At 69.0% G+C, this 24,268-nt stretch carries 24 protein-coding genes; 13 read left to right on the top strand and 11 right to left on the bottom strand.

Annotated elements, in window-relative coordinates:
* Window positions 1–4: 4 nt before the first annotated feature.
* The 3 genes from ACCC97_RS04130 to purT all read right to left on the bottom strand — a co-directional run bounded on the left by ACCC97_RS04130 (window position 5) and on the right by purT (window position 3,175).
* Window positions 5–835 (bottom strand): helix-turn-helix domain-containing protein, encoded by an 831-nt coding sequence (locus ACCC97_RS04130; protein ID WP_413331670.1) that lies wholly within the window; start codon window positions 833–835, stop codon window positions 5–7.
* 112 nt (window positions 836–947) lie between these two features.
* Window positions 948–1,889, bottom strand: coding sequence for an alpha/beta hydrolase (locus ACCC97_RS04135; protein ID WP_413331671.1), 942 nt, complete (start codon window positions 1,887–1,889; stop codon window positions 948–950).
* Between the two features lie 83 nt (window positions 1,890–1,972).
* Complete coding sequence (gene purT, locus ACCC97_RS04140) at window positions 1,973–3,175, bottom strand: formate-dependent phosphoribosylglycinamide formyltransferase (protein WP_413331672.1); 1,203 nt, start codon at window positions 3,173–3,175, stop codon at window positions 1,973–1,975.
* A gap of 185 nt (window positions 3,176–3,360) precedes the next feature.
* Here purT and ACCC97_RS04145 point away from each other — a divergent pair, with 185 nt between their 5' ends.
* The 3 genes from ACCC97_RS04145 to ACCC97_RS04155 all read left to right on the top strand — a co-directional run bounded on the left by ACCC97_RS04145 (window position 3,361) and on the right by ACCC97_RS04155 (window position 6,515).
* Window positions 3,361–4,209, top strand: a complete 849-nt coding sequence (locus ACCC97_RS04145) for a 3-hydroxybutyryl-CoA dehydrogenase (protein ID WP_007829644.1) — start codon at window positions 3,361–3,363, stop codon at window positions 4,207–4,209.
* Window positions 4,210–4,339: 130 nt separating this feature from the next.
* Window positions 4,340–5,155: a crotonase/enoyl-CoA hydratase family protein gene (locus tag ACCC97_RS04150; protein ID WP_413331673.1), complete on the top strand. Its 816-nt coding sequence runs from the start codon at window positions 4,340–4,342 to the stop codon at window positions 5,153–5,155.
* A gap of 22 nt (window positions 5,156–5,177) precedes the next feature.
* Entirely contained in the window at window positions 5,178–6,515 is a 1,338-nt protein-coding gene (locus ACCC97_RS04155; protein ID WP_413331674.1) for a serine hydrolase domain-containing protein, read from the top strand.
* Between the two features lie 7 nt (window positions 6,516–6,522).
* On the opposite strand, the gene ACCC97_RS04160 is transcribed toward ACCC97_RS04155, so the two are convergent.
* A complete protein-coding gene (locus ACCC97_RS04160; RefSeq protein WP_007829648.1) occupies window positions 6,523–7,308 on the bottom strand; it encodes a type III pantothenate kinase in 786 nt (261 codons plus the stop codon).
* A 135-nt stretch (window positions 7,309–7,443) separates the two neighbouring features.
* Between ACCC97_RS04160 and lysM the strand changes: the two genes are divergently transcribed.
* Window positions 7,444–7,905: a peptidoglycan-binding protein LysM gene (gene lysM / locus ACCC97_RS04165; protein WP_413331675.1), complete on the top strand. Its 462-nt coding sequence runs from the start codon at window positions 7,444–7,446 to the stop codon at window positions 7,903–7,905.
* A gap of 177 nt (window positions 7,906–8,082) precedes the next feature.
* On the opposite strand, the gene ACCC97_RS04170 is transcribed toward lysM, so the two are convergent.
* The 4 genes from ACCC97_RS04170 to ACCC97_RS04185 are packed head-to-tail and all read right to left on the bottom strand — an operon-like array spanning window position 8,083 to window position 9,740.
* Window positions 8,083–8,493: a rhodanese-like domain-containing protein gene (locus ACCC97_RS04170; protein ID WP_007829650.1), complete on the bottom strand. Its 411-nt coding sequence runs from the start codon at window positions 8,491–8,493 to the stop codon at window positions 8,083–8,085.
* A 34-nt stretch (window positions 8,494–8,527) separates the two neighbouring features.
* Window positions 8,528–8,956, bottom strand: coding sequence for a YeeE/YedE family protein (locus tag ACCC97_RS04175; protein WP_007829651.1), 429 nt, complete (start codon window positions 8,954–8,956; stop codon window positions 8,528–8,530).
* A 20-nt stretch (window positions 8,957–8,976) separates the two neighbouring features.
* Complete coding sequence (locus ACCC97_RS04180; protein WP_007829652.1) at window positions 8,977–9,414, bottom strand: YeeE/YedE family protein; 438 nt, start codon at window positions 9,412–9,414, stop codon at window positions 8,977–8,979.
* 2 nt (window positions 9,415–9,416) lie between these two features.
* A complete protein-coding gene (locus tag ACCC97_RS04185) occupies window positions 9,417–9,740 on the bottom strand; it encodes an ArsR/SmtB family transcription factor (RefSeq protein ID WP_007829653.1) in 324 nt (107 codons plus the stop codon).
* 75 nt (window positions 9,741–9,815) lie between these two features.
* Between ACCC97_RS04185 and ACCC97_RS04190 the strand changes: the two genes are divergently transcribed.
* Entirely contained in the window at window positions 9,816–10,727 is a 912-nt protein-coding gene (locus ACCC97_RS04190) for an MBL fold metallo-hydrolase (protein WP_007829654.1), read from the top strand.
* Between the two features lie 4 nt (window positions 10,728–10,731).
* Here ACCC97_RS04190 and ACCC97_RS04195 read toward each other — a convergent pair whose 3' ends face one another.
* Window positions 10,732–12,786, bottom strand: coding sequence for a PEP/pyruvate-binding domain-containing protein (locus ACCC97_RS04195; protein ID WP_007829655.1), 2,055 nt, complete (start codon window positions 12,784–12,786; stop codon window positions 10,732–10,734).
* Window positions 12,787–12,928: 142 nt separating this feature from the next.
* Between ACCC97_RS04195 and ACCC97_RS04200 the strand changes: the two genes are divergently transcribed.
* A complete protein-coding gene (locus ACCC97_RS04200) occupies window positions 12,929–14,878 on the top strand; it encodes a DUF6600 domain-containing protein (RefSeq protein ID WP_413331676.1) in 1,950 nt (649 codons plus the stop codon).
* A 77-nt stretch (window positions 14,879–14,955) separates the two neighbouring features.
* On the top strand, window positions 14,956–16,314 hold the full coding sequence (gene gorA / locus ACCC97_RS04205) for a glutathione-disulfide reductase (RefSeq protein ID WP_413315636.1): 1,359 nt from the start codon (window positions 14,956–14,958) through the stop codon (window positions 16,312–16,314).
* On the opposite strand, the gene ACCC97_RS04210 is transcribed toward gorA, so the two are convergent.
* Window positions 16,311–17,207 carry a ketopantoate reductase family protein gene (locus ACCC97_RS04210; RefSeq protein ID WP_413331677.1) on the bottom strand — a complete coding sequence of 299 codons (897 nt, stop codon included), beginning with the start codon at window positions 17,205–17,207 and terminating at the stop codon, window positions 16,311–16,313. The two genes, gorA and ACCC97_RS04210, sit on opposite strands and share 4 nt — an antisense overlap.
* 54 nt (window positions 17,208–17,261) lie before the next feature.
* Window positions 17,262–18,176, bottom strand: a complete 915-nt coding sequence (locus tag ACCC97_RS04215) for a LysR substrate-binding domain-containing protein (protein WP_413331678.1) — start codon at window positions 18,174–18,176, stop codon at window positions 17,262–17,264.
* A gap of 169 nt (window positions 18,177–18,345) precedes the next feature.
* Between ACCC97_RS04215 and ACCC97_RS04220 the strand changes: the two genes are divergently transcribed.
* The 6 genes from ACCC97_RS04220 to ACCC97_RS04245 all read left to right on the top strand — a co-directional run bounded on the left by ACCC97_RS04220 (window position 18,346) and on the right by ACCC97_RS04245 (window position 24,219).
* Window positions 18,346–19,131, top strand: coding sequence for an ABC transporter permease (locus ACCC97_RS04220; RefSeq protein WP_413315633.1), 786 nt, complete (start codon window positions 18,346–18,348; stop codon window positions 19,129–19,131).
* Complete coding sequence (locus ACCC97_RS04225; RefSeq protein ID WP_413331679.1) at window positions 19,128–20,156, top strand: ABC transporter ATP-binding protein; 1,029 nt, start codon at window positions 19,128–19,130, stop codon at window positions 20,154–20,156. The genes ACCC97_RS04220 and ACCC97_RS04225 overlap by 4 nt, the downstream gene beginning before the upstream one ends.
* A gap of 22 nt (window positions 20,157–20,178) precedes the next feature.
* The gene (locus ACCC97_RS04230) at window positions 20,179–21,258 is read left to right on the top strand and encodes an extracellular solute-binding protein (protein WP_413331680.1); all 1,080 of its coding nucleotides are present in this window, start codon (window positions 20,179–20,181) and stop codon (window positions 21,256–21,258) included.
* A gap of 5 nt (window positions 21,259–21,263) precedes the next feature.
* Window positions 21,264–22,085 carry an ABC transporter permease gene (locus ACCC97_RS04235; protein ID WP_413315630.1) on the top strand — a complete coding sequence of 274 codons (822 nt, stop codon included), beginning with the start codon at window positions 21,264–21,266 and terminating at the stop codon, window positions 22,083–22,085.
* Window positions 22,036–22,584 carry a TIGR00725 family protein gene (locus ACCC97_RS04240; RefSeq protein ID WP_056597806.1) on the top strand — a complete coding sequence of 183 codons (549 nt, stop codon included), beginning with the start codon at window positions 22,036–22,038 and terminating at the stop codon, window positions 22,582–22,584. The genes ACCC97_RS04235 and ACCC97_RS04240 overlap by 50 nt, the downstream gene beginning before the upstream one ends.
* 117 nt (window positions 22,585–22,701) lie before the next feature.
* The gene (locus ACCC97_RS04245) at window positions 22,702–24,219 is read left to right on the top strand and encodes an AMP nucleosidase (RefSeq protein WP_042672838.1); all 1,518 of its coding nucleotides are present in this window, start codon (window positions 22,702–22,704) and stop codon (window positions 24,217–24,219) included.
* Window positions 24,220–24,268: the final 49 nt, after the last annotated feature.

Below are 24,268 nucleotides of genomic sequence, written 5' to 3' on the forward strand. Positions count from 1 at the left end.
GCGCCTACTGCCTGAAGCCGCCCGCCGCGTCGTGCAGCGCAAGCCGGCGCGATCCGGCCACGATGTCGCTGGGCTTGAGGCCGTAGACCTGGCGGATCGAATGGCTGAAGTGCGTCGAGTCGGGGTAGCCGGTGTCCAACGCGATATCGGTCAGCGTGCCGGCCTGGCGCACGTAGCGCAGCAGGCTGCGCGCGCGCTTCCAGGCCCGGAAGGCGCGAAACGCCATGCCGGTCTCCTGCTTGAACAGATGCAGGAAGCGCGAGAACGACAGGTGCACCGAGGCCGCGCAGTCTTCGGCCGAGGCGGGCGCCGCGGGGTCGGCGACGAGGGTGTCGATGACCTTGCGGATGCGCGCGTCGATCGGTCGCGGCGCAAGCACCTCGCCGAAGAACAGCGCATCGAAATCGAAGCCGTCGAATTCCGAGCCGCGGCCCGAGGCCGCGAGCAGGTGCGCATGGACCTCGCGCACACGCCGCGCGAAGGCGGGTGCATCGACCGGGCCGCAGTGCCGCATGAACGCCGGCAAGCGCGCGGGGTCGACCGATTCCGATTCGATCAACAGGTTGAAGATCAGCGGATGCTCGCTCTCGACATGGTGCGGCACCTGCGGCGGCACCACGATCAGCTCGCCCGCCTGCCAGGCGCCGCCGCCGATGCGGATGCGGATCGGCGGCACGCCCGCGGGCGACAGGTACACGCCGTGCCCGCCCATCGTGCGCTCGGCGGCCGCGCCGAGCAGCCCGGCGTAGAACACGCGTTGCGGCGTGAGCCACATGAGGCGTTCACCCTGTGGTGCGCCGCCGTTGTCCGACGGCGCAGTCCTCGTTCGCTGCATGGTGCCTGTCTCCTGCATCGGGGGTCGATTGCCAACGGTGGATGGTGTCGCGCTCGCTGGATCGTAGCGGCGCAGGCCGGCGGCGCGGCGTGCATTTGCGCGGGGACTTTCCCTAGGCCCGCGCGAACGCGCGGCGCAGCTCGGCGGCACAGAGCGCGACCGCGGTGCCGGCCTCGTCGAGCACCTTGCCCATGGTGATGAAGCCATGGATCTGGCGCTCGAAGCACACGTACGCGGCGCTGTTGCCGGCGGCCGTGAGCGCCTCGGCATACGCGGCGCCTTCGTCGCGCAGCGGGTCGTAGCCGGCCGTGACGACGAGCGCCGGCGGCAGGCCCGCGAGGTCGGTGTGCAGCAGCGGCGAAGCACGCCAGTCGAGGTCGTGCTCCGGGTCGGTGATGTAGTGGTCGTGGAAGTACGTCATCGTGTCGCTGGTCAGCAGGTAGCCTTGCCCGTTGGCCTGGTGCGATGGATGGCCGCGGCGCATGTCGGTGGCCGGGTAGATCAGCAGCTGGTAGGCGATGGGCAGGTCGCCGGCATCGCGTGCGGCGATCGACACCACGGCCGCGAGGTTGCCGCCCGCGCTGTCGCCGCCCACGGCGAGGCGGCTCGCATCGAGCCCCAGCGCGACGGCCTCGCGGCGCACCCAGCGGGTGGCGGCGAGCACGTCGTCCACCGCTGCGGGAAAGCGGTGCTCCGGGCCCATGCGGTAGTCGACCGCGACCACGGCGCAGCCGGCGCCGTTGGCCAGTTCGCGGCACAGCACGTCGTGCGTGTCGAGGTCGCCGATGACCCAGCCGCCGCCGTGGTAGTACACCAGCACCGGCAGCGGACCGGCGCCCGAACCCAGGGGCCTGTACAGACGCACCGGGATGGGGCCGTGCGGCCCTTGCGCGGCCAGGTCGCGCACCTCGGCCACCTCGGCCGGCAGCGGCTGCAAGGCGGCGCGGCGCTCGCGATAGAAGGCCCGCGCGTCGGCAGGCGAGAGGGTGTGAGTCGGCGGAATGCCGCGCGCCTCGATGAAGTCGAGCAAGGCGCGCGCCTGGGGATGCAGCATGGTGTCTCCGGGAGGTCGAGCGGGCGTCGCTCGATCCTCCCGCACCATGCCCGCGCCGCTGCGGCGCGGCTTGCGGAAACTGGCTATGCCTTGCGCGGCTTCACGCGCGAGGCGGCTTCCTTGGCGAGCCTGCGGGCGGTGCCGGTGTCGGCTGCATGCACCAGCGCCACGCCCATGCGGCGCTTGGTGAAGCTCTCGGGCTTGCCGAACAGGCGCACGTCGCTGCCGGGCACCTGCAAGGCCTCGGCCACGCCGTCGAAGGCGATGCCGGTGGCGTCCACGCCGCCGTAGATCACGGCGCTGGCGCCCGGGCTCTTGAGCGAGGTGTCGACCGGCAGGCCGAGGATGGCGCGCGCATGCAGCTCGAACTCGTTCTGCCACTGCGTGGCCATGGTGACCATGCCGGTGTCGTGCGGGCGGGGGCTGACTTCGCTGAACCAGACTTCGTCGCCCTTCACGAACAGCTCGACGCCGAACAGGCCCTGCCCGCCGAGGTCGGCCGTGACGGCCTGCGCGATCTGCTGCGCCTTCTGCAGCGCGGCGGGCGCCATGGGGTGCGGCTGCCAGCTTTCCACGTAGTCGCCGCTGACCTGCACGTGGCCGATGGGGTCGCAGAACCTGGTTTCCACCACACCCACAGCATCCTTGGCGCGCACGGTCAGCAGCGTGATCTCGTAGTCGAAGTCGATGAAGCCCTCGACGATCACGCGGCCGTGGCTCACGCGGCCGCCGGCCATGGCGTAGTCCCAGGCCTTCTGCACGTCGGCCGGGCCGTCGATCTTGCTCTGGCCCTTGCCGGAGCTGCTCATCACGGGCTTGACGATGCAGGGGTAGCCGATGCCTGCGTCGATGGCCACCTGCAGTTCGGCCAGCGAGTCGCAGAACTTGTAGGGGCTGGTGGGCACGCCCAGCGTCTCGGCGGCCAGGCGGCGGATGCCTTCGCGGTCCATGGTCAAGCGGGCGGCGCGGGCGGTGGGAATCACGCGCACCACACCCGCGTCTTCGAGCTGCTGGAGCATGGGCGTGGCGATGGCCTCGATCTCGGGCACCACCAGCGCGGGCTTCTCGGCCTCGATCAGCGCCTTGAGTTGCTCGGGGTCGCTCATGGTGATGGTGCGCGCGTGGTGCGCCACCTGCTGGCCGGGGGCGTTCTCGTAACGGTCGACCGCGATGGTCTCGACGCCGAGGCGCTGCAGGGCGATCAGCACCTCCTTGCCGAGTTCGCCGGAGCCGAGAAGCATCACGCGGGTTGCCGAGGGGGAAAGGGGGGTGCCGAGGGTGGTCATGGTCGGAGGTCGGAGAAAGCGGTGGAAAGCGGGGAAAAAGCAACCGCCGCACTGTAAGCCACCGGCGGGCCGACGGTGTCGCACGCGGCAACGGCGCGGCCCGGGGGCTGCTTCACAATCGAAGTTTTCGCCGCGGCGCCAGCCTCGCGCACCCTTCTTTTCGTTTTCTCTCAAGGAGTTTTCTCATGGCTATTCAGACTGTCGGCATCATCGGCGCCGGAACGATGGGCAACGGCATCGCGCAGGCCTGCGCGGTGGCCGGCGTGAAGGTGGTGATGGTCGACATCGCCCAGGCGGCGGTCGACAAGGGCCTGGCCACGGTGTCGGGCAGCCTCGACCGCCTGATCAAGAAAGAGAAGCTCACCGCCGAGCAGAAGACCGCCGCGCTGGCGCTCATCAAGGGCTCGACCAACTACGACGACCTGAAGAGCGCGCAGCTGGTCATCGAGGCGGCCACCGAGAACCACGCGCTCAAGCTGAAGATCCTCAAGCAGGTCGACGACATGCTGGCACCCGAGGTGATCATCGCCTCGAACACCTCGTCGATCTCGATCACGCAGCTGGCCGCCGCCACCTCGCGCCCCGACCGCTTCATCGGCATGCACTTCTTCAACCCGGTGCCGATGATGGCGCTGGTGGAGCTGATCCGCGGCTACCTCACGAGCGACGCCACGCACGACACGGTGAAGGAACTGGCCGAGCGCCTGGGCAAGTCGCCCATCACCGTGAAGAACGCGCCGGGCTTCGTGGTCAACCGCATCCTGGTGCCGATGATCAACGAGGCCTTCTTCGTGCTGGCCGAGGGCATCGCCACGGCGGAAGACATCGACGCCGGCATGAAGCTGGGCTGCAACCAGCCGATCGGCCCGCTGGCACTGGCCGACATGATCGGCCTGGACGTGTGCCTGGCCGTGATGGAGGTGTACCTGGAGCAGTTCGGCGACTCCAAGTACCGCCCCTGCCCGCTGCTGAAGGAAATGGTCGCCGCGGGCCAGCTGGGCCGCAAGACGGGCCGCGGCGTCTACACGTACTGACACTGGCTCGCCCCCAGTCTTCGCGCACTTCGTGTCGCTTCGCCAACCCCCTACCGGGGGCAACACCAGCGGCCCGGCAAAGCCGGTTCCGCAGTGTTCCTTGAAAAGATAAGAAAAGGAGACCGCTCACATGACCGCCACGCCCACCACCCCGCCCGCCGAAGGCTGCATCGACACCGAGGTGCTCGGCCACGTGCTGCTGATCGGCATCAACCGCCCTGCCAAGCGCAACGGCTGGACGCCGCCGATGTTCAGGCAGCTCGCCGAGGCCTACACCCGGCTCGACGACGACCCGAACCTGCGCGTGGGCGTGCTGCACGCCTTCGGCGACCACTTCACGGCAGGCCTCGACCTGCCGGCGGTGGCCGAGTACATGAAGCGTGGCGAGAAGGCGGTCCCGCAGGGCCTGGTGGAGCCGCATGACTTCGGGCTCGAAGGCTACCGCCGCCGCACCAAGCCGATGGTGGCTGCCGTGAAGGGCATCTGCTTCACGGTCGGCATCGAGCTGATGCTGGGCGCCGACATCGTGGTGGCCGCCGACGACTGCCGCTTCTCGCAGATGGAAGTGCAGCGCGGCATCATGGCCACGGGAGGCGCCACGCTGCGCATGGCCGAGCGTGCCGGCCTGGGCAACGCGATGCTGCACCTGCTCACGGCCGACGAGTTCGACAGCGCCGAAGCCTATCGCCTCAACTTCGTGCAGAAGGTGGTGCCGGCCGGCCAGGAGCTCGACGCGGCGCTGGCCATTGCGCAGCGCATCGCCGCCCAGGCGCCGCTGGCGGTGGTGGCCACGCGGCTCAACGTGCTGAAGGCCATCGAGCACGGGCCGCTGGCCGCGGTGTCGGAATTCATCGAGACGCAGAAACGCCTGTCGAACAGCGAGGACGCCGCCGAGGGCGTGCGCTCTTTCGTCGAACGCCGGCCAGCGCGCTTCAGCGGCCGTTGATCCTTTCACCGAGAACAACAACATGCCCTTTTTCGTTCGCACGGCGATCGCCGCCGCATTCACCCTGCTCGCCGTGAACACCACTTCCGCACAGACGCCCACGCCTCCCGCGCTGCCCGACCCCGCGGCCACCTCGGTCGACGCGCTGGGCTGGATGAAGGGCTTCCCGCCCGCACCGGACAAACTCATCACCTTCGACAACCCGGCCGGCGGCGTGTTTCCGCGCACGCGCTGGAGCTTCTCGCACGTGCGCGAGACCGTGCCCACCGCCAACGTGTGGCGCGGCAGCGGCGCGGCCAGCCCGCTGCCGGCGGCCACGTCACCCGTCCAGATCGAAGCCGTGACGTTCAAGCCTCTTGGAGGTGCAGGCAGCGACCAGACGCTGAACTTCGCCCAGATGATCTCCGGCACCTACACCGACGGCATCCTCGTGATGCACCGCGGCAAGGTGGTCTACGAGAAGTACTTCGGCGCACTCACGCCCGAGCGCCCGCACATCGCGATGTCGGTCACCAAGTCCTTCGTGGGCACGCTGGCTGCCATCCTCGCGGACGAAGGCAAGCTCGATCCGGCCGCACCGGTCACCAAGTACATCCCCGAGCTCAAGGACACGGCGTACGGCGACGCCACCGTGCGCCAGGTGATGGACATGACCGTCGGCGTGCACTACTCCGAGAACTACGCCGACCCGAAGGCCGAGATCTGGGACTACGCCCGTGCCGGCGGCATGCTCACGCAGGGCCAGAACTACATCGGACCCAAGTCGTTCTACGAATTCCTCGTCACGCTGAAGAAGGAAGGCGAGCACGGCGACGCCTTCGCCTACAAGACGGTCAACGCCGAGGTGCTGGCCTGGATCGTGCGCCGCGCCAGCAACCAGTCGCTGGCCGACCTGCTGAGCGAAAAGATCTGGCGCCGCATCGGCGCCGAGCAGGACGCCTACTTCATGGTCGACCGCATCGGCACCGAGTCGGGCGGCGGCGGCCTCAACACCGTGCTGCGCGACCTCGCGCGCTTCGGCGAGACCATGCGCAACGGCGGGCGCGCCTCCAACGGGCAGCAGGCCATTCCGAAGGCGGTGGTCGACGACATCCAGCGCGGCGGCGACCCGGCGAAGTTCGTGAAGGCCGGCTATGCGCTGCTCAAGGGCTGGTCGTACCGCGACATGTGGTGGGTGTCGCACAACCCGCACGGTGCCTACATGGCGCGCGGCATCCACGGCCAGAGCATCTACGTGGACCCGAAGGCCGAGATGGTGATCGTGCGCTACGCCGCGCATCCGGTGGCGGGCAATGCGGGCAACGACCCGCTGACGCTGCCGGCGTTCCATGCCGTGGCCGAGGCGCTGATGCGCCCCTGAGCCGCTTCTAGGCCGTCGCCCGCTCCCGGGCAATCACGAGCAGGCCGTCCATGATCAGGCTCTCGACCAGCTCGAAGTGCCCGTTCATGACCGGCGCCATCTTCCAGCCCGCGCCGCCGGTCATGTAGCAGGCCGGATCGGCGCCGCAGTGCGAGCGCACGTGCTGCACCATGCGCTCGACCGCGCCGGCGATGGCGTAGGTGCCGCCGCTGGTCAGCGCATCGCTGGTGTTGGTGGGGAATTCGCGCACCTCGCCGGTCGGCACGTGCAGCCCGGCCGTGCCCGACTCCAGCGCGCGCAGCATGATGCCGTGGCCCGGCAGGATCAGCCCGCCGAGGAACCTGCCGTCCGCGTCGATCGCCTCGACGGTCACGGCGGTGCCGATCATCACCACCACCATAGGCCGCGGCGGCTGTCCCGGCCTTGCGGCGAGCATGCGGTGGCGCGCGCCGATCATCGCCACGAAGCGGTCGGCGCCCAGGCGGGTGGGATGGTCGTAGCCGTTCACGATGCCGGCCTCGCCCGCGCTGGACATCACCCAGCGCGGCGCGCAGTCGAAACGCTCGACGATCTGTTCCTCGGCACGCCGGCGCACCGCGTCCCCGGCCACCACGCAGCCCAGCATGGAACCGGGCGCCGGCAGGTCGGCCCAGGGGCCGTCGGCCAGCCGTTCGATGTGGTCGAGGAATTCGGCGCCGTGCGCCTGCAACTCGGCGCCGGGGCGGGCCGAGTCGTAGAGCGCCCATTTGAGGCGGGTGTTGCCGATGTCGATGGCGAGGAAGGGGGATGGCATGCGCGGGATTATTGCGACTTTGTCGTTATTCCTGCTGGCACCTCGTCGACACGCGGCGTGGGCCTACGCGGCGCTGCCCCGTCGCGCCGGTAAATTGGCAGGTCCATCCACCAACTACGGCACAAGGAGAACACCATGGGTTTGCTCAGTTTCATCAAGGAGGCGGGTGAAAAACTGTTCGGCGGCTCGTCGGCGCAGGCCGCCACGCCAGACGCCAACCAGGCCGCCGCCGCGGCCATCAAGACCTACATCGAAACGCAGAACCTCGGCCTCACGGGGCTCCAGGTGACCTATGCGGCGAGCAGCGGCGTGGTCACCCTCGCGGGCCAGGCGCCATCGCAGGAGGCCAGCGAGAAAGCCTCGCTGGCAGCAGGCAACGTGGCGAACGTGACGAGCGTCGAGAACAACCTCATCGCACCGGCCGCGCCGCCCGCGCAGTACCACGACGTGGTGAAGGGCGACACGCTCTCGGCCATCTCGAAGAAGTACTACGGCGATGCGAACAAGTACAACGCGATCTTCGAGGCGAACAAGCCGATGCTGAGCAGCCCCGACAAGATCTATCCGGGGCAGAAGCTGCGCATTCCGCCGCTCTGAACTGGCGCTCGAAGAGGGCAGTCTCGAGGCCTGCCGAGGAATCGGTGGGCCTTTTTGCTTCTTTCGGGGTGCGTGCGAATGGCACCGGGTGCTCCCCTGCGCGAATGCCCCCCGCCTTCGGCTCCTCCTTTATTTCGCTGCGGGGAGCCCCGTCGGCGTGAGCACACCCCGAACGACTCAGTTCTGCTTCCAGGGCAACCCACGCTTGCGCCAGCCGCCGATGAGTCCGCGATGCCCCTGGTCGTCCGGATTCCCCTCGAAGCCTTCGAGGATGTTGTAAGCCTCTGCGCCCAGTTCGGTCGCGCGCTTGGCGGCCGCGATGGAGCGCACGCCGCTGCGGCACAGCAGCACCAGTTTCTTCCTGCCTTCGGCGGCGGCACGGATGCCGTCGTCGAACGCGGGGTTCATCGCCATGCCCGGCCACTGCTTCCAGGCCAGCGGCACGGCGCCGGGTACGTAGCCGACCCATTCACGCTCGGCGTCGGTGCGCACGTCGACCATCACGGCCTCGCCGCTGGCCATCCATTGCGCCGCCTGCTCGGGCGTCACGTCGCCAGCGTAGCCTTTGTTCTCCACGGATTCGGTCATTTCCTTGCTTCCTTCCTTTTCTGCGACGCGGTATTCAATCACTGGGATTCTTCATCTGTTCGATCAGTTCGAACAGGCCCATGCCCAGCAGCATGGCGCCCACGAAGACCGCGGCCTTGAGCTCGCCCGAGCCGAGCGAGACCAGCGCGGGGCCGGGACAAAAGCCCGCCACACCCCAGCCAACGCCGAACAGCAGGCTGCCGCCGACGAGGCGACGGTCGATCCGGCGCGCGGTGGGCAGCATGATCGGCGCGCCGAGCAGCGACAGCTTGCGCCGGCGCGCGAATAGGAAGGCGGCGGCGCTCACGATCACCGCCCCGCCCATCACAAATGCGAGCGAGGGGTCCCAGGCGCCGGCAAGGTCGAGAAAACCGAGCACCTTGGCCGGATTGGCCATGCCGGAGACGATGAGGCCGAGCCCGAAGACCAGGCCGGCGAGCAGGGAGGCGATGACGGTCGGCATGAGGGCGAATCGCTCCTTCATCACAGGTTCAACAGATGACGCGCCACGAACACCGTGGCGAATCCGGTGGCCATGAAAGCCCCGGTGGCGGCCAGCGAACGCGGCGACAGCCTCGCCACGCCGCACACGCCGTGGCCGCTGGTGCAACCCGCACCGTAACGCGTGCCCACGCCCACCAGCAGGCCGGCCAGTGCGAGCGCGCCATAGCCGGCATCGATCCGTGCCGCGGGCAGCACGGCAAACAGCCCGCAGGCGGCGGGTGCACCGATCAGTCCGAGCACGAAGGCCGCGCGCCAGGCCACGTCGCCCTTCACGGGGCGCAGCAAACCGCCCAGCACGCCGCTGATGCCCGCAATGCGCCCGTTGAGCAGCACGAACATCGCCGCGGCGATGCCGATGAGAACGCCGCCGGCCAGCGCGGTCCATGGCGTGAAATGCGGCCAGTCGATGGCGGCCATCTTCAGTCCTCCTTCGGGCAGTAGAGACGGTAGAGCACCGCGAGGATGTCGAGCAGCGCGGCATCGGCGACGCTGTAGTAGATGTTCTTTCCCTCGCGGCGGGTGCTGACCACGCCTTCCGCGCGCAGCACCGAGAGTTGCTGCGACAAGGTGGGCTGGCGGATGCCCAGCGCGCTTTCGAGGTCGCTCACGCACATCTCGCCCTGCGAGAGCTGGCACAGCAGCAGCAGCCGGTCTTCGTTGGCCAGCAGCTTGAGCACCGCGATCGCCTGGCGGGCACCGCCGCGCAGCACTTCGGGATCGATGACGAGGGTGGAAGCCTTCATGGAGGGCAATGTCGGTTAGTTCACTAATATTATATCGATTCATATAATATCAACGGCTTGACTGAAGGAGTGCCCATGACGACGACCGCAGCGCCCCGCCGCACCACCACCCAGGCATTCTTCGATCCCGTGACGGGCACGGTGTCCTACGTGATCTGGGACCACGCCACGAAGCACGCCGCGATCATCGATCCAGTGCTGGAGTACGACTTCAGGTCTGGCCACACCAGCACCGCCTCCGCCGACCGCCTGCTGGCCTATGTGCGTGAGCAGGCGCTGCAGGTCGACTGGATCCTGGAAACCCACGCGCACGCCGACCACCTCTCGGGCGCGCGCCATGTGCAGTCGCAGGCCGGCGGGCGCATCGCCATCGGCGAGCACATCCGCACGGTGCAGGCCACCTTCCGCGCGCTCTACAACCTGGAGCGCGACTTCCTGCCCGACGGCAGCCAGTTCGACCATCTCTTCAAGGACGGCGAATCCTTCCGCATCGGCGACGCAGAGGCGGTCGCGCTCCTGGTGCCCGGCCACACGCCGGCCGACATGGCGTACCTCGTGGACGGCGCGGTCTTCGTCGGCGACACGCTCTTCATGCCCGACCTGGGCAGCGCGCGCGCAGACTTCCCCGGCGGCGACGCACGCCAGCTCTATCGCTCGATGCACCGGCTGCTCGCCCTGCCGCCCGGGACGACCATCTATGTCTGCCACGACTATCCGCCCGCCACGCGCGAGCCCCGCTGGCAGAGCAGCGTGGCGGAACAGCGCGCCCACAACATCCATGTGCGCGACGGCATCGGCGAAGAAGAATTCGTGCGCATGCGCACCGCGCGCGACGCCACGCTCGACGTGCCGACGCTGATCCTGCCGTCGATGCAGGTCAACGTGCGCGCCGGGCGATTTCCGCCGCCCGATGACAACGGGGTGGCCTACCTGCGCATTCCGCTGAATGCCCTTCCGGTCCATCGAGGCGCGGCCGCCCCGCAGTGATGGCTCAGCGCCGCCGCTCCACGTATGGCCGCGCCTGCAGCAGCACGATGCGGTCGCCCACGGTGGCCCACTCGATGTCCTGGTCCACCGCGTTGAAGGTGCGCTTCACAGCCGCGCCCACGTTGGCGAGGCGCACCACCAGCTCGTCGGTCAGCACATTGCGGCCCACCTCCACCGGCACTTCCTTCACGCCGCCTTCCTTGTCGAGCTGCAGCGACGTTTCTTCGGCCGAACGGCTCAGCACCTGGATCGCCTTCGACCAGCTCGAATACATCACCTGCTCCGCCACCCGCTGCCCCTCGACCACGCGGATGCCGATGCCGCGCTTGGCCGAGATGTAGGTGACGTGCGGATGCCCCGCATCGAACGGGTCGCGGGTGATCATGACGCCAGCGTTGGTCGAGTCGATGGCGGTCTGCACGAACACCCCCATCAGCACCGACTCGGCGCCGAAGCCCGCGGCGCTGCGTGCCTCCCAGGCCTCGGGGTTGAAGACCGAGGCCCAGACCTTCTTCACTGCGACCTCGAGCGCATCGCCGGTCTTGACGTTGGGCACCGTGGTGTAGAGCCCCGCGCCGCTGAAGCCGGGCAGGTCTTCGGAGTTGGACGAGCTGCGCACGAACACGCCGCCGCCGCCCAGTTGCGACTGCCACGCGGCGCGCCATGCGGCGGCGGTGGCCGCGTCGACCGGCCATTGCACGATCTCGTCGCGCAGTTGCGCCAGCGCCTTCTGCCGGGCGTTCGGATCGCTCGCGAAGCCTGGCTGCTGCTGCATGCGCGCGATGCGCTCGGCCAGGCCGTTGGCGCGCATGAAGCGGTCGTAGTGCGCGAACGGAATGCAGAAGCCGTCGGGCACCGAAGTACCCGGAATGTGCGCGGCCAGCATGGCGCCGAGGTTCGCGGCCTTGGTGCCGCACTGCGCGTTGTTGCGCGCGCGCAGCGAGACCAACGGCAGCAGACGGGTTTCGTGCAGGTCGGGCCTGATGGCGCGCGCGCTGCCGGGCGTCGCGCCGGTGGCGGCGGTGCGCACGGCGCGCGGCGGCAGGGCGGCGATCTCTTCGGGCGCGAGGCGGCGCACCTGGTAGCCCGAGGCCGCGACCTTCAATGCCACCCACTGGCCCGCATGCGCCTTCAGCACCGTGGCGGCGTCGCGCACGTAGGCGTTCGGAATGCCCCATCCCTTGGCCAGCAGGTTGACGTGCGACAGCGCGGTCGACGGCCGCTCGGTCAGCACGCCCGCCACCGGCGGCAGGCTGATCGGCACCTGCCGCAGCACGGCGATGTCGTCGGGCAAAAGTGCGAGCTGGGCGTTGATGCCCGATTCGTCGTCCACGATGCGCACGCGGCCGGTGGCGGTGCCGAGGTTCATCGGCAGAAATGGCTGCTCGCGGATCAGCGCCTCCTGGCTCACGAAGTCGATGCCGGCTTCCTTCGCCACGCGTTCGTGCAGCGTGGAGTTGGTCTTGAACTTCACGGGCGCGAAGAAGCTGGCCTTGACCTGCGCGTCGGCCTGCCGCAGCAGCGGTGCAGTGAGCCGGTCGCCCTCCCAGAACTCGTAGGTGAAGGTGCCGATGTTCTGCTGCCAGCTCAGCGTGCCGAACAGGAAGCGGCGGTCGGGCACGAGGTAGTTGCGGTCGATCTCGCGCTTGATCGTGTTCGGCGTGAGCCGGGTGTCGCGCAGGAAGCGTACGTGCAGCTGGTAGCGCGGCGTGTCGATGTAGTACATGCGCGCCGGCTTCGCCTGCCGGTCGACGGCGAACAGCACGTGCGCGAGCTGCATCGGCGTGCCGGCGTCGTAGACGCGCGCCAGCTGGTCGAAGTCCCCCTGGCTGCGCAGCGCGGGCAATGACGACGGCACCGCGGGGCGCGGCGCGAGCTGCGCGGCCGGGCCGTCGGGCAGAGGCTGGTTTTGCTGCTGGTAATACGAGGGCTTGCGCGCCAGCTGGGCCGCGGCGGGCATGGCCGCCAGAACCATGGCGAGCGCTGCGCAAAGCGCGATCAAGCTATCGGTTTCGGAGCGCATGGCGCCCGTGGGGCGTGCGCGATCCTGGTTTTTCATGGAGATTTCTTCCTTACAGCCGGTTGCCGAATGCACGCGCGCTTCACCAAGCAGCGGGTTGGCGATGACAGCGGCAGCGGATTCTCGCGCGTTACACATTCAGCGCTTTCGCATTGTCCCAACGACCGGGGAGAACAACGCCATGAGCCCATCCGCCATTTCCATGCATTCCGCCACGCTGCGCCGCTGGCTGCTCGGCCTGGCCATGCTGTGCGTCGGCCTCGCGGCCAGCGCCCAGCAGGACCCGCCGGGCCGCGTGGCCCGTCTCAACTTCCACCAGGGCACCATCAGCTTCGCGCCGGCCGGCGACGACAGCTGGTACGACGCGCAGCCCAACCGCCCCATCACCACCGGCGACCGCCTCTGGACCGACCGCAACGCCCGCGCCGAGGTGTACATCGGCTCGGCAGCCCTGCGGCTCGACGGGCAGACGCACGTGGAGTTCTCCGAGCTCGACGACGACACGGCGCGCATCACCTCGAACCAGGGCAACCTGCAGCTGCGCGTGCGCGACGAGCTGGCAGGCCAGCGCTTCGAGGTCAACACCGGCAACCTCGCGGTGGTGATCGACGCGCCGGGCGAATACCGCATCGCCTCCGATCCGGCCGCCGGCACCACCTGGGTGGCCGTGGCCTCGGGCCGCGCCACGCTCTATGGCGAGAACGGCCAATCGCAGTCGCTGGTCGCGCGCCAGCAGCTCACCGTGTCGGGCCGCGACCTCGCGGCCGTGGGCGGTGCGCCGCCGCAGGCTGGCGGCTTCGACGCCTGGGTGGCCGAGCGCAACCGCATCGAGGACCAGTCGGTCTCGGCGCGCTACGTGTCGCGCGAAGTGGTCGGCTACCTGCAGCTCGACAACTACGGCGACTGGCAGAACGACGCCACGTACGGCGACGTCTGGTTCCCGCGCAACGTCGATGCCGACTGGGCGCCGTACCGCGACGGCCAGTGGGTCAACGTCGCGCCGTGGGGCCTGACCTGGGTCGATGCCGCGCCTTGGGGTTTCGCACCCTTCCATTACGGCCGCTGGGCGCGCGTGGGTTCGCGCTGGGGCTGGGTGCCGGGGCGGACAAGCGGCCGGCCGGTGTATTCGCCGGCGCTGGTCGGCTTCGTGGGCGGCGGTGCGAACGCGGGCGTCCAGATCGGCAACGGCCGCAGCGGCGTGGGCTGGTTCCCGCTGGCCCCGGGCGAGCAATGGCGCCCCGGCTACCACGCGAGCCAGCGCTATGTGGACCAGGTGAACCGCATGGCCATCTACAACCGTCAGGCCGGGCCGCGCAACGACTTCTATGCCAACCAGCAGATGCCGGGCGCCGTGACCGTGCTGCCCGCCGACCGCTTCGGCCGCGGCCCCTTCGGCCGTCGTGACCTCGTGCGGCTGCCGGACGACCGCTTTGCGCGCGTGCCGGTGGCACCCACGCCGGGCGTCGCGATCAACGGCTTCGGCGGTGGCTTCGGCCGGCCCGCCGCCGTGGTCCCGCCGGCGGCGGCGCTGATGGAGAGGCAGCAGCAGATACAGCTCCAGCAGGCGCAGCAGCAACAGTTGCAGCAACGACAGCAGATGGAATGGCAGCGCCAGCAGGGCGGGCGTCCGCAACAGGACTGGCGCCAGCAGCAGGACTGGCGGGCCCAACAGGACGGGCGCCAGCGCGGCGAACAGGAACGCTGGCAGCAGCAACAGCAACAACAGCAGGCGCTGCGCCAGCAACAGGAAATGCAGCAGCGCGCGGCGCAGGCGCAGGCGCAAGCCCAGCAGCAGCAGCAGCAGCAGCAGCAGCAGCAGATGCTTCAACAACAGCAACAGATGCAGCTGCAGCTGCAGCAGCAACGCGCGACCCAGCAGCAGGCCCAGCAACAGCAACAGCAGCTTCGCCAGCAGCAGGAAATGCAATTGCGCGCCGCACAGGCGCAGCAGCAGGCACAAGCCCAGCTTCAGGCCCAGCAGAACGCGATGCGGCAGGCGCAGGAGGCCCAGTTGCGCGCGATCCAGCAGCAGCGCGGCATCGCGCCAGCGCCGCAGCAGCCGCAGCAGCAGCCGCAAGGCCAGCGCAGCGACGATCCGCGCAGGCTCTGGACCTCGCCCGACTCGCGCTGAACGCCAGCCGCCGCGCAAGTCCCGCCGAAAGCGCTTCCTTCGGCCCGCCGCTACAGTCGGCGGCCAAGGAGCCTTTCATGCCCACATTCGACTTCGATCTCTTCGTCATCGGCGGCGGCAGCGGCGGCGTCCGCGCCGCGCGCATGGCCGCGCAAACCGGCGCGCGTGTCGCCATCGCCGAGGCCGCCGAACTCGGCGGTACCTGCGTCAACGTGGGCTGCATACCGAAGAAGCTCTACAGCTACGCCGCCGGCTATGCCGAATCGTTCGAGGAAGCCGCCGGCTACGGCTGGAAGCTGCCGCAGGCGCCGCAGTTCGACTGGGCGCACCTGAAGTCGCAGCGCGCAAAAGAGATCACGCGGCTCAACGGCATCTATGCCTCGCTGCTGAAGAACGCGGGCGTCACGCTCGTCACCGGCTGGGCGCAGCTGGCCGACGCCCACACGGTGGAAGTCGACGGCAAGCGCCACACCGCGCGTCACCTCCTGGTGGCCACCGGCGGCACGCCCTACGTGCCCGACATTCCGGGCCGCGAACACATCGTGAGCTCCGATGCGATGTTCGACCTCGACCCCTTCCCCAAGCGCCTGCTGGTGGTGGGCGGCGGCTACATCGCCTGCGAATTCGCATCCATCTTCAACGGCCTCGGCGCCCAGGTCACGCAGCTGCACCGCCGCGCGCACCTGCTCACCGGCTTCGACGACGACGTGCGGCAGTTCCTTGCGAACGAGATGGGCAAGGCCGGCGTCGACGTGCGGCTGAACTGCGAAGCCACCTCGGTCACGCGCGGGCCGCACGGGCTTGCCGTCACGCTGGCGCGCGGCCAGCAGATCGAGGCCGACACGGTGCTCTTCGCCACCGGCCGGGTGCCCAACACACAGGGGCTCGGCCTCGAGGCGGCGGGCGTGAAGCTCGACGAGCGCGGCGCCATCGCGGTCGATGCGCACTACCGCAGCTCGGTGCCGTCGATCCATGCGGTGGGCGACGTGTCCACGCGCGTGCAGCTCACGCCGGTGGCGCTGGCCGAGGCGATGGTGGTGGTCGACGAACTCTTCGGCAAGGGCAAGCGCCGGCTCGACTACGAGTTCATTCCCACAGCCGTGTTCACGCACCCGAACATCGGTACCTGCGGCTACACCGAACTCGAAGCGCGCGCGAAGTTCGGCGAGGTCACGGTGTTCTCGAGCGAGTTCAAGTCGCTGCGCCACACGCTGTCGGGCCGCAGCGAGCGCACCTTCATGAAGCTGGTGGTCGAGAAGGCCACCGACCGCGTGGTGGGCCTGCACATGGTGGGCGCGGACGCGGGCGAAGTGGTGCAGGGCTTTGCGGTGGCGATGCGCGCGGGTGCGACGAAAGCGCTGTTCGACAGCACCATCGGCATACACCCGACTGCGGCCGAGGAGTTCGTGACGATGCGCGAGCCGATGCCAGGCTAGCGCTGCTTGCCTTCGAGCAGCTTCACCATCACGAACAGCACGCGGTTCGCCGGCGTGGGAACGCCGCGCGCCTGGCCGCGCCGCACGACCAGGCCGTTGAGGTGGTCGATCTCGCTGAGCTTGCCGCGCGCGAGGTCCTGCGCGGTGGACGAGTATTGCGAAGGCATGGTCTGCGCGATGCCGCGCACGGCGGCGTCGGTGTCGCCGGGCACCACAACGCCCTCTGCTTTTGCGACGGCGAGGCATTCGGCCACCACGTCGCGGATCACCTCGGCCACGCCCTCGCCTTTGACGAGCACACCGTAGGGCAGCTGCGTAACGGCGGACAGTGCGTTGTAGGCGCAGTTGAGGATCAGCTTGGCCCACAGCGAGCCACGCACGTTGTCGGAGATTTGCGTGGGCACGCCCGCGGCGGCCAGATGCCGAGCGACCTGTTCGCTCACGCGCGAAGGCGCAATCACCAGTTCGCCGCGCCCGTGGTGCTTCACATGGCCCGGCCCCGCCATCTCGGTGGCGACGTAGACCACGGCCGCTGCAACCTCATTCGACGGCAGCACCGGGCGCACGCGCTCGTCGTTGTCCACGCCGTTCTGCAATGTGAGCACCAGCGCGCCGGGAGAGAGGTGCGGCTTGATCTGCGCGGCGGCCGATTCGCTGTCGGTGGACTTCACGCAGAACAGAACGAGGTCGGCGCCGTGCACTGCGCTGGCTTCGGTGCTGGCTGCCACCTTCACGAATTCGTCGAAGGCCTTGGTCTCCAGCCGAAGCCCGCTGGCGTTGACGGCCTCCACATGCGAGGGCCGCCCGATCAGCACCACCTCGTGTCCGGCGCGCGCCAGCATGGCGCCGTAGTAGCAGCCGACTGCGCCGGCGCCCATGACTGCGACTTTCATCGATCGTGTCCTTCGTTGTCTGTTCGGACCACGAGGTTACTCAACACGGCCGTTTCATGCTTCGGCCTCCACGCCGCGCGAGGCCGCGCCCTCTTGCAGCAGCCATTCGCGGAACGCCACGAACGCCGGCAGGTCGAGCCGGTCCGGCCGATAGCAGAGATAGTGCCCCTGGTTCACGCTCACCGGCGTGCCGCAGGGACTCAGCAGCGAGCCTTCCGCCAGTTCTTCCTGCACCAGCAGCCTGGGCACGAGGCCGATGCCCAGGCCGTTGAGCGCTGCCTGGATCAACGCGGAGTACTGCGCGAAGCGCGGGCCGGCCACGGTCTGCACCTCCGGCACGCCGTGTTGCGCGGCCCACTGGCGCCACGCGGTCGGCGCGCCCTCGTGGTGCAGCAGCGTGTGGCCGAGGATGTCGGCGGGCTGCGCGATGCGGTGCCGCCCTTCGACCAGCGAGCGCGCCACGATCAGCACGAACTCGCGCCCCGCGATGTATTCGGACACCACGCCGGGCCAGCCGTCGGGGCCGTAGCGGATCGCGGCGTCCACGCCGGCCGGAATGCCGTCGCTCGGCTCCAGGTGGCGGCTGAAGCTCAGCATCACGTGGCGGCTCTTCTGGCTGAAGGCGGGCAGGCGCGGAATCAGCCACTTGGTGAGGAAGGTGGGCACGCTCGCCAGCGTGAGAAGTCCGGCGCCCGCATCGCCCGAGCGCGCCTCGAAGGTCGCCGTTTCAATCGCTCGCAGCCCACCCGAAATCTTCTGCCAGTACACGCGCCCCTGGGGGGTCAGCTGCACGCCGCGTCCGTTCTTCTGCAGCAGTTCGCGGCCGAGGAAAGCTTCGAGCCCCGCAATCTGCTTGCTGACCGCGCTCACGGTGATGCACAGGGCGCCGGCCGCGAGCGTGATGCTGTCGTGGCGCGCCACGGCGTCGAAGGCCAGCAGCTCCTGGATGGTGGGGCAGTCACGCTTCATGCTGCATGGCTCCGGTTGATGAAAGCTGAATGAAAAACGCTTTCCGATTGCTCAAGTGTCGTCATCCAACTTTCACCCATAAGTTCGCATGCGCTTCCTAGAATTCGAAGCATCGCGGCGGCATGGCCGGCGCAGACAGTAGCGCATCCGGAAAGTATGCCGGGTGCCAATGACACTGGAGACAACCTTGGTTCGCGGCATCTCGCTCATCTACGGCCTGTACCTGCTGCTGCCCATCGCCCTGCTGCTCGTCGGCAGCGTGGGCGGCAACTGGACCAACACGCTGCTGCCCACGGGCATCACCGGGCAGTGGTATCTCGACCTCTGGCTCGACACCTCCTTCCGCAAGGCCTTCGTGAGCAGCCTCGTGGTCGCCATGGCGGCCTGCGCCATCAACACCGTGCTGGCGCTTCCGCTGGCCTATGCGCTGTACCACGGCGCGCGGCGCGGCGGCAGCCTCGCCGCGCGGATCGTGAGCGCCACGCCGGTGGCGGTGCCGGCCATCACGCTGGCCTTCGGCTACATGATCGTGTTCAACACCGACCTCGCGCCCTGGCTGGGCTCGATGCCGCTGCTGATCGCGGCGCACGCGATCCTCACGCTGCCCTATCTCACCAACACGCTGCTGACCGACCTGCGCCACCTCGACCTGGGCCGGCTCGAGCAGGCCGCGGCCACGCTCGGCGCCTCGGGCTGGCAGCAGTTCACCGGCATCGTGCTGCCGAGCCTGCGCCAGAGCCTGATCAGCGGGCTGGTGATGGTGGCCGCGATATCGGTGGGCGAGTTCGGCGTGTCGAACCTGCTCACGAGTTTCCAGAACCGCACCTACCCAGTCGTGCTGCTGCAGGCCTTCTACGGCGCCACCGGCTTTGCCTGCGCGGCCACGGTGATCCTTCTTGTGCTGGCCAGCGCGTCGGCGCTTCTTTCTTCTTCCCTTGTAAAGCAGCGCGCATGAGCCTCTTGTTCGACAACGTCAGCTACAACTACCCCGGCAGCACGCACGGCCTGCACGACGTGTCGCTCGACGTGCGTACCGGCGAACTGGTCGCGGTGATCGGGCCCAGCGGATCGGGCAAGTCGACGCTGCTCAAGCTGGTGGCGGGCCTGGAGACGGGCCACACCGGTCGCATCATGCTCGGCGGCGAAGACATGTCGCGCACGCCGGTGCACCAGCGCCACATCGGCATGGTGTTCCAGAGCTATGCGCTGTTTCCGCATTTGAGCGTGCTCGACAACGTGGCCTACGGGCTCAAGCTGCGCAAGGTGGCAACGGCCGAGCGGCGCAAGCGCGCGCAGGAGTTGCTCGACATCGTGGGGCTGGGCGAGTTCTCGCAGCGCGCCGTGGCGCGACTCTCGGGTGGGCAGCAGCAGCGCGTGGCCCTTGCCCGCGCGCTGGCCATCGACCCGCGTGCGCTGCTGCTCGACGAGCCGCTGTCGGCGCTCGACGCCAGCGTGCGCGGCCACCTTCGCGACCAGATCCGCTCGATCCAGCAGCGCTTCAACGCGACCACGCTGCTGGTCACGCACGACCAGGAAGAAGCGCTGGTGATGGCCGACCGCGTGGCCATGCTGAAAGACGGCCGGCTGCTGCAGATCGCCACGCCGCGCGACATCTACGAGAACCCCGCGAGCCGCGCGGTGGCCGAGTTCGTGGGGCTCTCGACGATCCTGCCCGCGAAGGTGGCCTCGCCGGGCCGGCTGGACCTGGGCTTTGCCGAGCTCTTCGCCGAGACGGGCAGCCGCTCCTTCGGCACCCCGGTGCATGTGCTGGTGCGCCCCGAGCACATCCAGCCCGACCCGGCGCCCAACGCCATGAACCGCCTCGCGGGCCGCACCGGCGCACAGCGCTACCTGGGCGCGCTCACGCGCTACGACTTCGAAGTGCAGGGAGCGCCCAAGCCCTTCCTCGCCGAGTCGCCCGCGCCGGCCAACGAAGCCATTGCCATCGCGCCCGAACACCTCCGTTTACTCGACCACTGACCTTTTCCTTCAAGGAGCCACCATGCAACGCAGACATCTGATCCAGGCCGCCGGCGCACTGCCGCTGGCCACGCTCGCGGCACGCACCGCCTTCGCCTTCGACGGCCCCGAGCTCTACGCGGGCGAGAAGGCGCTGTACGCCGAGGCGCAGAAGGAAGGCCTGTGCGTCTCCTTCGACACCGGCCCCGAGTGGGCCAACTGGAAGTCGCTGTTCCGTGACTTCAAGAAGCGCTACCCCGAGATCGAGCTGACCTACAACGACATCGGCTCCGCCGCCACTGTGGTCGCACTCGAAAAGACCAAGCGCCGCCCGCAGGCCGACACCGCCTATTACTTCGCGGCCTCGGCCGTCGATGCCGCGAAGAAGGACGTGGTCGCGCCCTTCAAGCCTGTCAACTTCGACAAGCTGCCGCCCGTGTTCCGCGAGGCCGAGGGCCGCTGGTTCACCATCCACACGCTCAACATCGCCTTCCTGGTCAACAAGAAACTGGTGAAGACCGTGCCCACCGGCTGGGCCGACCTGCTCAAGCCCGAGTTCAAGAGCACGGTGGTCTACCTCGACCCGCGCTCCACCGGCATCGGCCAGGTGCTGACCTTCGCGGCGGCGTATGCCAACGGCGGCAGCGTCGACAACGTGCAACCCGGCACCGACTACCTCGGCAAGCTGCATGCGGCCGGCAACGTGCTGCGCGTGGAAGGCACCACGCCGTATGCCAAGTTCCTGAAGGGCGAGATCCCCGTGTGGATCAGCTACGAGAACGACGGCCTGAAGGCCAAGCACGTCGACGGCATGGGCGACGCGGTGGAGGTCGTGATCCCGAAGGAAGCCAGCGTGGCCGCGCCCTACGCCATCAGCCTCGTGAAGAACGGCCCGAACCCGAACGCCGGCAAGCTGTGGCTCAACTTCATCATGAGCGAGGCCGGCCAGTCGCTGTTCGCGCAGGGCTTCGTGCGGCCCGCCGTGCCGGGTACGCCGCTGTCGGCCGAGGTCGCGGCCAAGATGCCGGCCGCGCCGCAGATCCGCCCGCTCGACGTGGTGAAGGCGTCGGAGCGCAAGGCCGAGGTCGACAAGCTCTGGGCCCAGGCTGCATTGGGGAAGTAATCAGCATGCGACGCTTTGGCGCCTGGCCCGCATGGGCCTTCATGGCGCTGTTCTTCGCGGTGCCGCTCGCGGCGCTGCTGCCCGAGGCCTTCGGCGAGGGCGGCAGCGCCTTCGGCCGGCTGTTCGGCAACCCGCTGTTCTTCGGCGCGCTGCGCAACACGCTGGCGCTCGGGCTCGCGGCGGGTCTCATGTCGGCGCTGGTGGGCACTTGCATCGCGATCGAACTCGCTCGCCAGCCCGAGGGCCGGCGCCAATGGATGATGACGCTGCTGGGCCTGCCGCTGGCTTTCTCGGGGCTGGTGATCGCCTACGGCTTCATCCTGGCCTTCGGTCGCGCCGGCTTCGTGACGCAGCTGCTCGCGGGCCTGGGCGCAGACCCGGCGGCCATCGGCAGCTGGATCTACAGCGTGTCGGGCCTGGGCTTTGCATACGCCTACTACCTGATTCCGCGCGTGGCGCTGTCGCTGTACCCGGTGTTCGCGAACCTCGACCTGCGCCCGGCGCAGGCGGCGCGCACGCTGGGCGCTTCGCGCTCGCGCGCCTTCCGGGACACGGTGGTGCCCGAGGTGCTGCCCTCGGTGTTGTCGAACGCCTGCATGGTGGCCGCGATAGCGATGGGCACCTACGGCACGGCGCTGGCGCTGGTGGGCACGCAGCTCAACATCCTGCCGCTGATGCTGCTCGCGCAGGTGGGCGACGGCGGTTCCGATTTCGCGGTGGCGGCGGCCTTGTCGCTGGTGCTGATGGTGGTGTGTGTGATCGTGATGGGAGTGGGCGATGTCTTTACGCGAAGGCGCGAGCGCGGTGCTGTCGGCGCCGGTCACTGAGGCGCTGACGCGCCTGGCGCAGAAGCAGTGGGGGCCGGCGCGCCACCGCCAGCCGGTGGCCATCATCGGTCCCGGCGACGGCGGCCCGGCAGAGTGCGAGGCGGCCTATGCCGTGGCGCACGCGCTGGCCGGCGCGGGCATGGCAGTGGTCTGCGGCGGGCGCGGCGGCGTGATGGCCGCAGCCTCGCGCGGTGCGGTGGAAGCCGGCGGCATCGCCGTGGGCATCCTGCCCGAGGACGACGACCGCAATGCCAACGAATGGCTCAGCGTGGCGATCCCGACCGGTATGGGCGAGATGCGCAACGGCATCGTCGCGCGCAGCGGCGTGTGCCTGGTCGCCATCGGCGGCAACATGGGCACGCTGTCGGAGATGGCGATGGGGCTCAAGTGGGGCAAGCCGGTGTTCGTGATGCACGGCGATATCGAGCTGCCGGGCGCGGTGCAGGCTGCGGATGTGAACGACATGCTGGGCAAGGTGCTGGGCTGCCTGCTGGCTTGAGAGGCCGTGCAGGGGACATTCGCGGAGCAAGGCACCCCGTCGGCGTGAGCGCGCCCTGAACAACGCACCCCAACGCGGTCCCAAGGCAAACACCGCAGGCATTGCACAATGACAGGCATGCCCTACATGCCCACCTTCGTCGCCCCCGCCCGCTTCACCGACGCCGCCGCCGCACTCGAACAGGTCAAGACCATCTACCAGGGCGGCCTCGCCCACCTGCGCGAATCGATGCTGCGCTTCGTTGCCGGCGAGGCGCTGCCGGGCCGGGTGCGGGCCTGCTACCCCTTCGTGCGGGTGCACACCCACACCGTCTCGCGCCACACGCCGCCTGCCAACGCCGGCCTGAGCTACGGCTTCGTCGCCGGACCCGGCCGCTACGAGACCACGCTGACGCGGCCGGACCTGTTCTCGCGGTACTACCTCGACCAGTTCCGACTGCTGCTGGAGAACCACCAGGTCGAGCTCGAGGTGGGCACCAGCACGCAGCCCATTCCGATCCACTTCTCCTTTGCCGAGAACGACCACATCGAAGGCACCATGAGCGCCGAGCGCCGCGCCCTGATGCGCGACGTGTTCGACCTGCCCGACCTGGGCGTGATGGACGACGGCATCGCCAACGGCACCTACGAGGCGCGCGATGGCGAGGCGCAGCCGCTGTCGCTGTTCACGGCCGCGCGGGTGGACTACTCGCTGCACCGCCTGCGCCACTACACGGGCACCGCGCCCGAGTGGTTCCAGAACTTCGTGCTGTTCACCAACTACCAGTTCTACATCGACGAGTTCGTGCGCCTGGGCCACGAGGCGATGGCCGACGAGAACAGCGAGTACGTCGCCTTCATCGAGCCCGGCAACGTGGTCACGCGCCGGCGCGGGCTGCCGGCCGGTTCGAGCAGCACCTACGGCCACCTGCTCGACGGCAGCCAAGGCACCGCGCCGCCGCGGCTGCCGCAGATGCCGGCCTACCACCTGGTGCGCGAGGACTGCAGCGGCACCACCATGGTCAACATCGGCGTCGGCCCGGCCAATGCCAAGACCATCACCGACCACATCGCGGTGCTGCGCCCGCATGCCTGGATGATGCTGGGCCACTGCGCCGGCCTGCGCAACACGCAGCAGCTTGGCGACTACGTGCTGGCCCACGCCTACGTGCGCGAAGACCACGTGCTCGACGAGGAGCTGCCGCTGTGGGTGCCGATTCCGGCACTGTCGGAAATCCAGCTCGCGCTGGAAAAAGCCGTGGCCGACATCACGCGCTACGAAGGCCCCGACCTCAAGAAGATCATGCGCACCGGCACCGTGGCCAGCACCGACAACCGCAACTGGGAGCTGCTGCCCGGCAACCAGCCGCAGCGCCGCTTCAGCCAGAGCCGCGCGGTGGCGCTCGACATGGAAAGCGCAACCATCGCGGCCAACGGCTTCCGCTTCCGTGTGCCCTACGGCACCCTGCTGTGCGTGAGCGACAAGCCGCTGCACGGCGAGATCAAGCTGCCCGGCATGGCCAACCACTTCTACCGCGAGCGCGTGGAGCAGCACCTGCGCATCGGCATGCGCGCCATCGACATCCTGCGCGCGGAAGGCTCGACACGGCTGCACAGCCGCAAGCTGCGCAGCTTCGACGAGGTGGCATTCCAGTAAGAAGAAGGGCTCCAGCAGGGCCCTGGGAGAGCGCGGGCCTCAGGGTTTG

This window comes from Variovorax sp. Varisp85 (assembly GCF_047304045.1).
In the GTDB taxonomy this organism is placed as follows: Bacteria; Pseudomonadota; Gammaproteobacteria; order Burkholderiales; family Burkholderiaceae_C; genus Variovorax.

Excerpts from the sequence above, each read along its gene's own strand:
- ACCC97_RS04130 (WP_413331670.1), bottom strand. The coding sequence starts at position 835 with ATGCAGCGAACGAGGACTGCGCCGTCGGACAACGGCGGCGCACCACAG.
- ACCC97_RS04135 (WP_413331671.1), bottom strand. The coding sequence starts at position 1,889 with ATGCTGCATCCCCAGGCGCGCGCCTTGCTCGACTTCATCGAGGCGCGC.
- purT (WP_413331672.1), bottom strand. The coding sequence starts at position 3,175 with ATGACCACCCTCGGCACCCCCCTTTCCCCCTCGGCAACCCGCGTGATG.
- ACCC97_RS04145 (WP_007829644.1), top strand. The coding sequence starts at position 3,361 with ATGGCTATTCAGACTGTCGGCATCATCGGCGCCGGAACGATGGGCAAC.
- ACCC97_RS04150 (WP_413331673.1), top strand. The coding sequence starts at position 4,340 with ATGACCGCCACGCCCACCACCCCGCCCGCCGAAGGCTGCATCGACACC.
- ACCC97_RS04155 (WP_413331674.1), top strand. The coding sequence starts at position 5,178 with ATGCCCTTTTTCGTTCGCACGGCGATCGCCGCCGCATTCACCCTGCTC.
- ACCC97_RS04160 (WP_007829648.1), bottom strand. The coding sequence starts at position 7,308 with ATGCCATCCCCCTTCCTCGCCATCGACATCGGCAACACCCGCCTCAAA.
- lysM (WP_413331675.1), top strand. The coding sequence starts at position 7,444 with ATGGGTTTGCTCAGTTTCATCAAGGAGGCGGGTGAAAAACTGTTCGGC.
- ACCC97_RS04170 (WP_007829650.1), bottom strand. The coding sequence starts at position 8,493 with ATGACCGAATCCGTGGAGAACAAAGGCTACGCTGGCGACGTGACGCCC.
- ACCC97_RS04175 (WP_007829651.1), bottom strand. The coding sequence starts at position 8,956 with ATGCCGACCGTCATCGCCTCCCTGCTCGCCGGCCTGGTCTTCGGGCTC.
- ACCC97_RS04180 (WP_007829652.1), bottom strand. The coding sequence starts at position 9,414 with ATGGCCGCCATCGACTGGCCGCATTTCACGCCATGGACCGCGCTGGCC.
- ACCC97_RS04185 (WP_007829653.1), bottom strand. The coding sequence starts at position 9,740 with ATGAAGGCTTCCACCCTCGTCATCGATCCCGAAGTGCTGCGCGGCGGT.
- ACCC97_RS04190 (WP_007829654.1), top strand. The coding sequence starts at position 9,816 with ATGACGACGACCGCAGCGCCCCGCCGCACCACCACCCAGGCATTCTTC.
- ACCC97_RS04195 (WP_007829655.1), bottom strand. The coding sequence starts at position 12,786 with ATGAAAAACCAGGATCGCGCACGCCCCACGGGCGCCATGCGCTCCGAA.
- ACCC97_RS04200 (WP_413331676.1), top strand. The coding sequence starts at position 12,929 with ATGAGCCCATCCGCCATTTCCATGCATTCCGCCACGCTGCGCCGCTGG.
- gorA (WP_413315636.1), top strand. The coding sequence starts at position 14,956 with ATGCCCACATTCGACTTCGATCTCTTCGTCATCGGCGGCGGCAGCGGC.
- ACCC97_RS04210 (WP_413331677.1), bottom strand. The coding sequence starts at position 17,207 with ATGAAAGTCGCAGTCATGGGCGCCGGCGCAGTCGGCTGCTACTACGGC.
- ACCC97_RS04215 (WP_413331678.1), bottom strand. The coding sequence starts at position 18,176 with ATGAAGCGTGACTGCCCCACCATCCAGGAGCTGCTGGCCTTCGACGCC.
- ACCC97_RS04220 (WP_413315633.1), top strand. The coding sequence starts at position 18,346 with ATGACACTGGAGACAACCTTGGTTCGCGGCATCTCGCTCATCTACGGC.
- ACCC97_RS04225 (WP_413331679.1), top strand. The coding sequence starts at position 19,128 with ATGAGCCTCTTGTTCGACAACGTCAGCTACAACTACCCCGGCAGCACG.
- ACCC97_RS04230 (WP_413331680.1), top strand. The coding sequence starts at position 20,179 with ATGCAACGCAGACATCTGATCCAGGCCGCCGGCGCACTGCCGCTGGCC.
- ACCC97_RS04235 (WP_413315630.1), top strand. The coding sequence starts at position 21,264 with ATGCGACGCTTTGGCGCCTGGCCCGCATGGGCCTTCATGGCGCTGTTC.
- ACCC97_RS04240 (WP_056597806.1), top strand. The coding sequence starts at position 22,036 with ATGTCTTTACGCGAAGGCGCGAGCGCGGTGCTGTCGGCGCCGGTCACT.
- ACCC97_RS04245 (WP_042672838.1), top strand. The coding sequence starts at position 22,702 with ATGCCCTACATGCCCACCTTCGTCGCCCCCGCCCGCTTCACCGACGCC.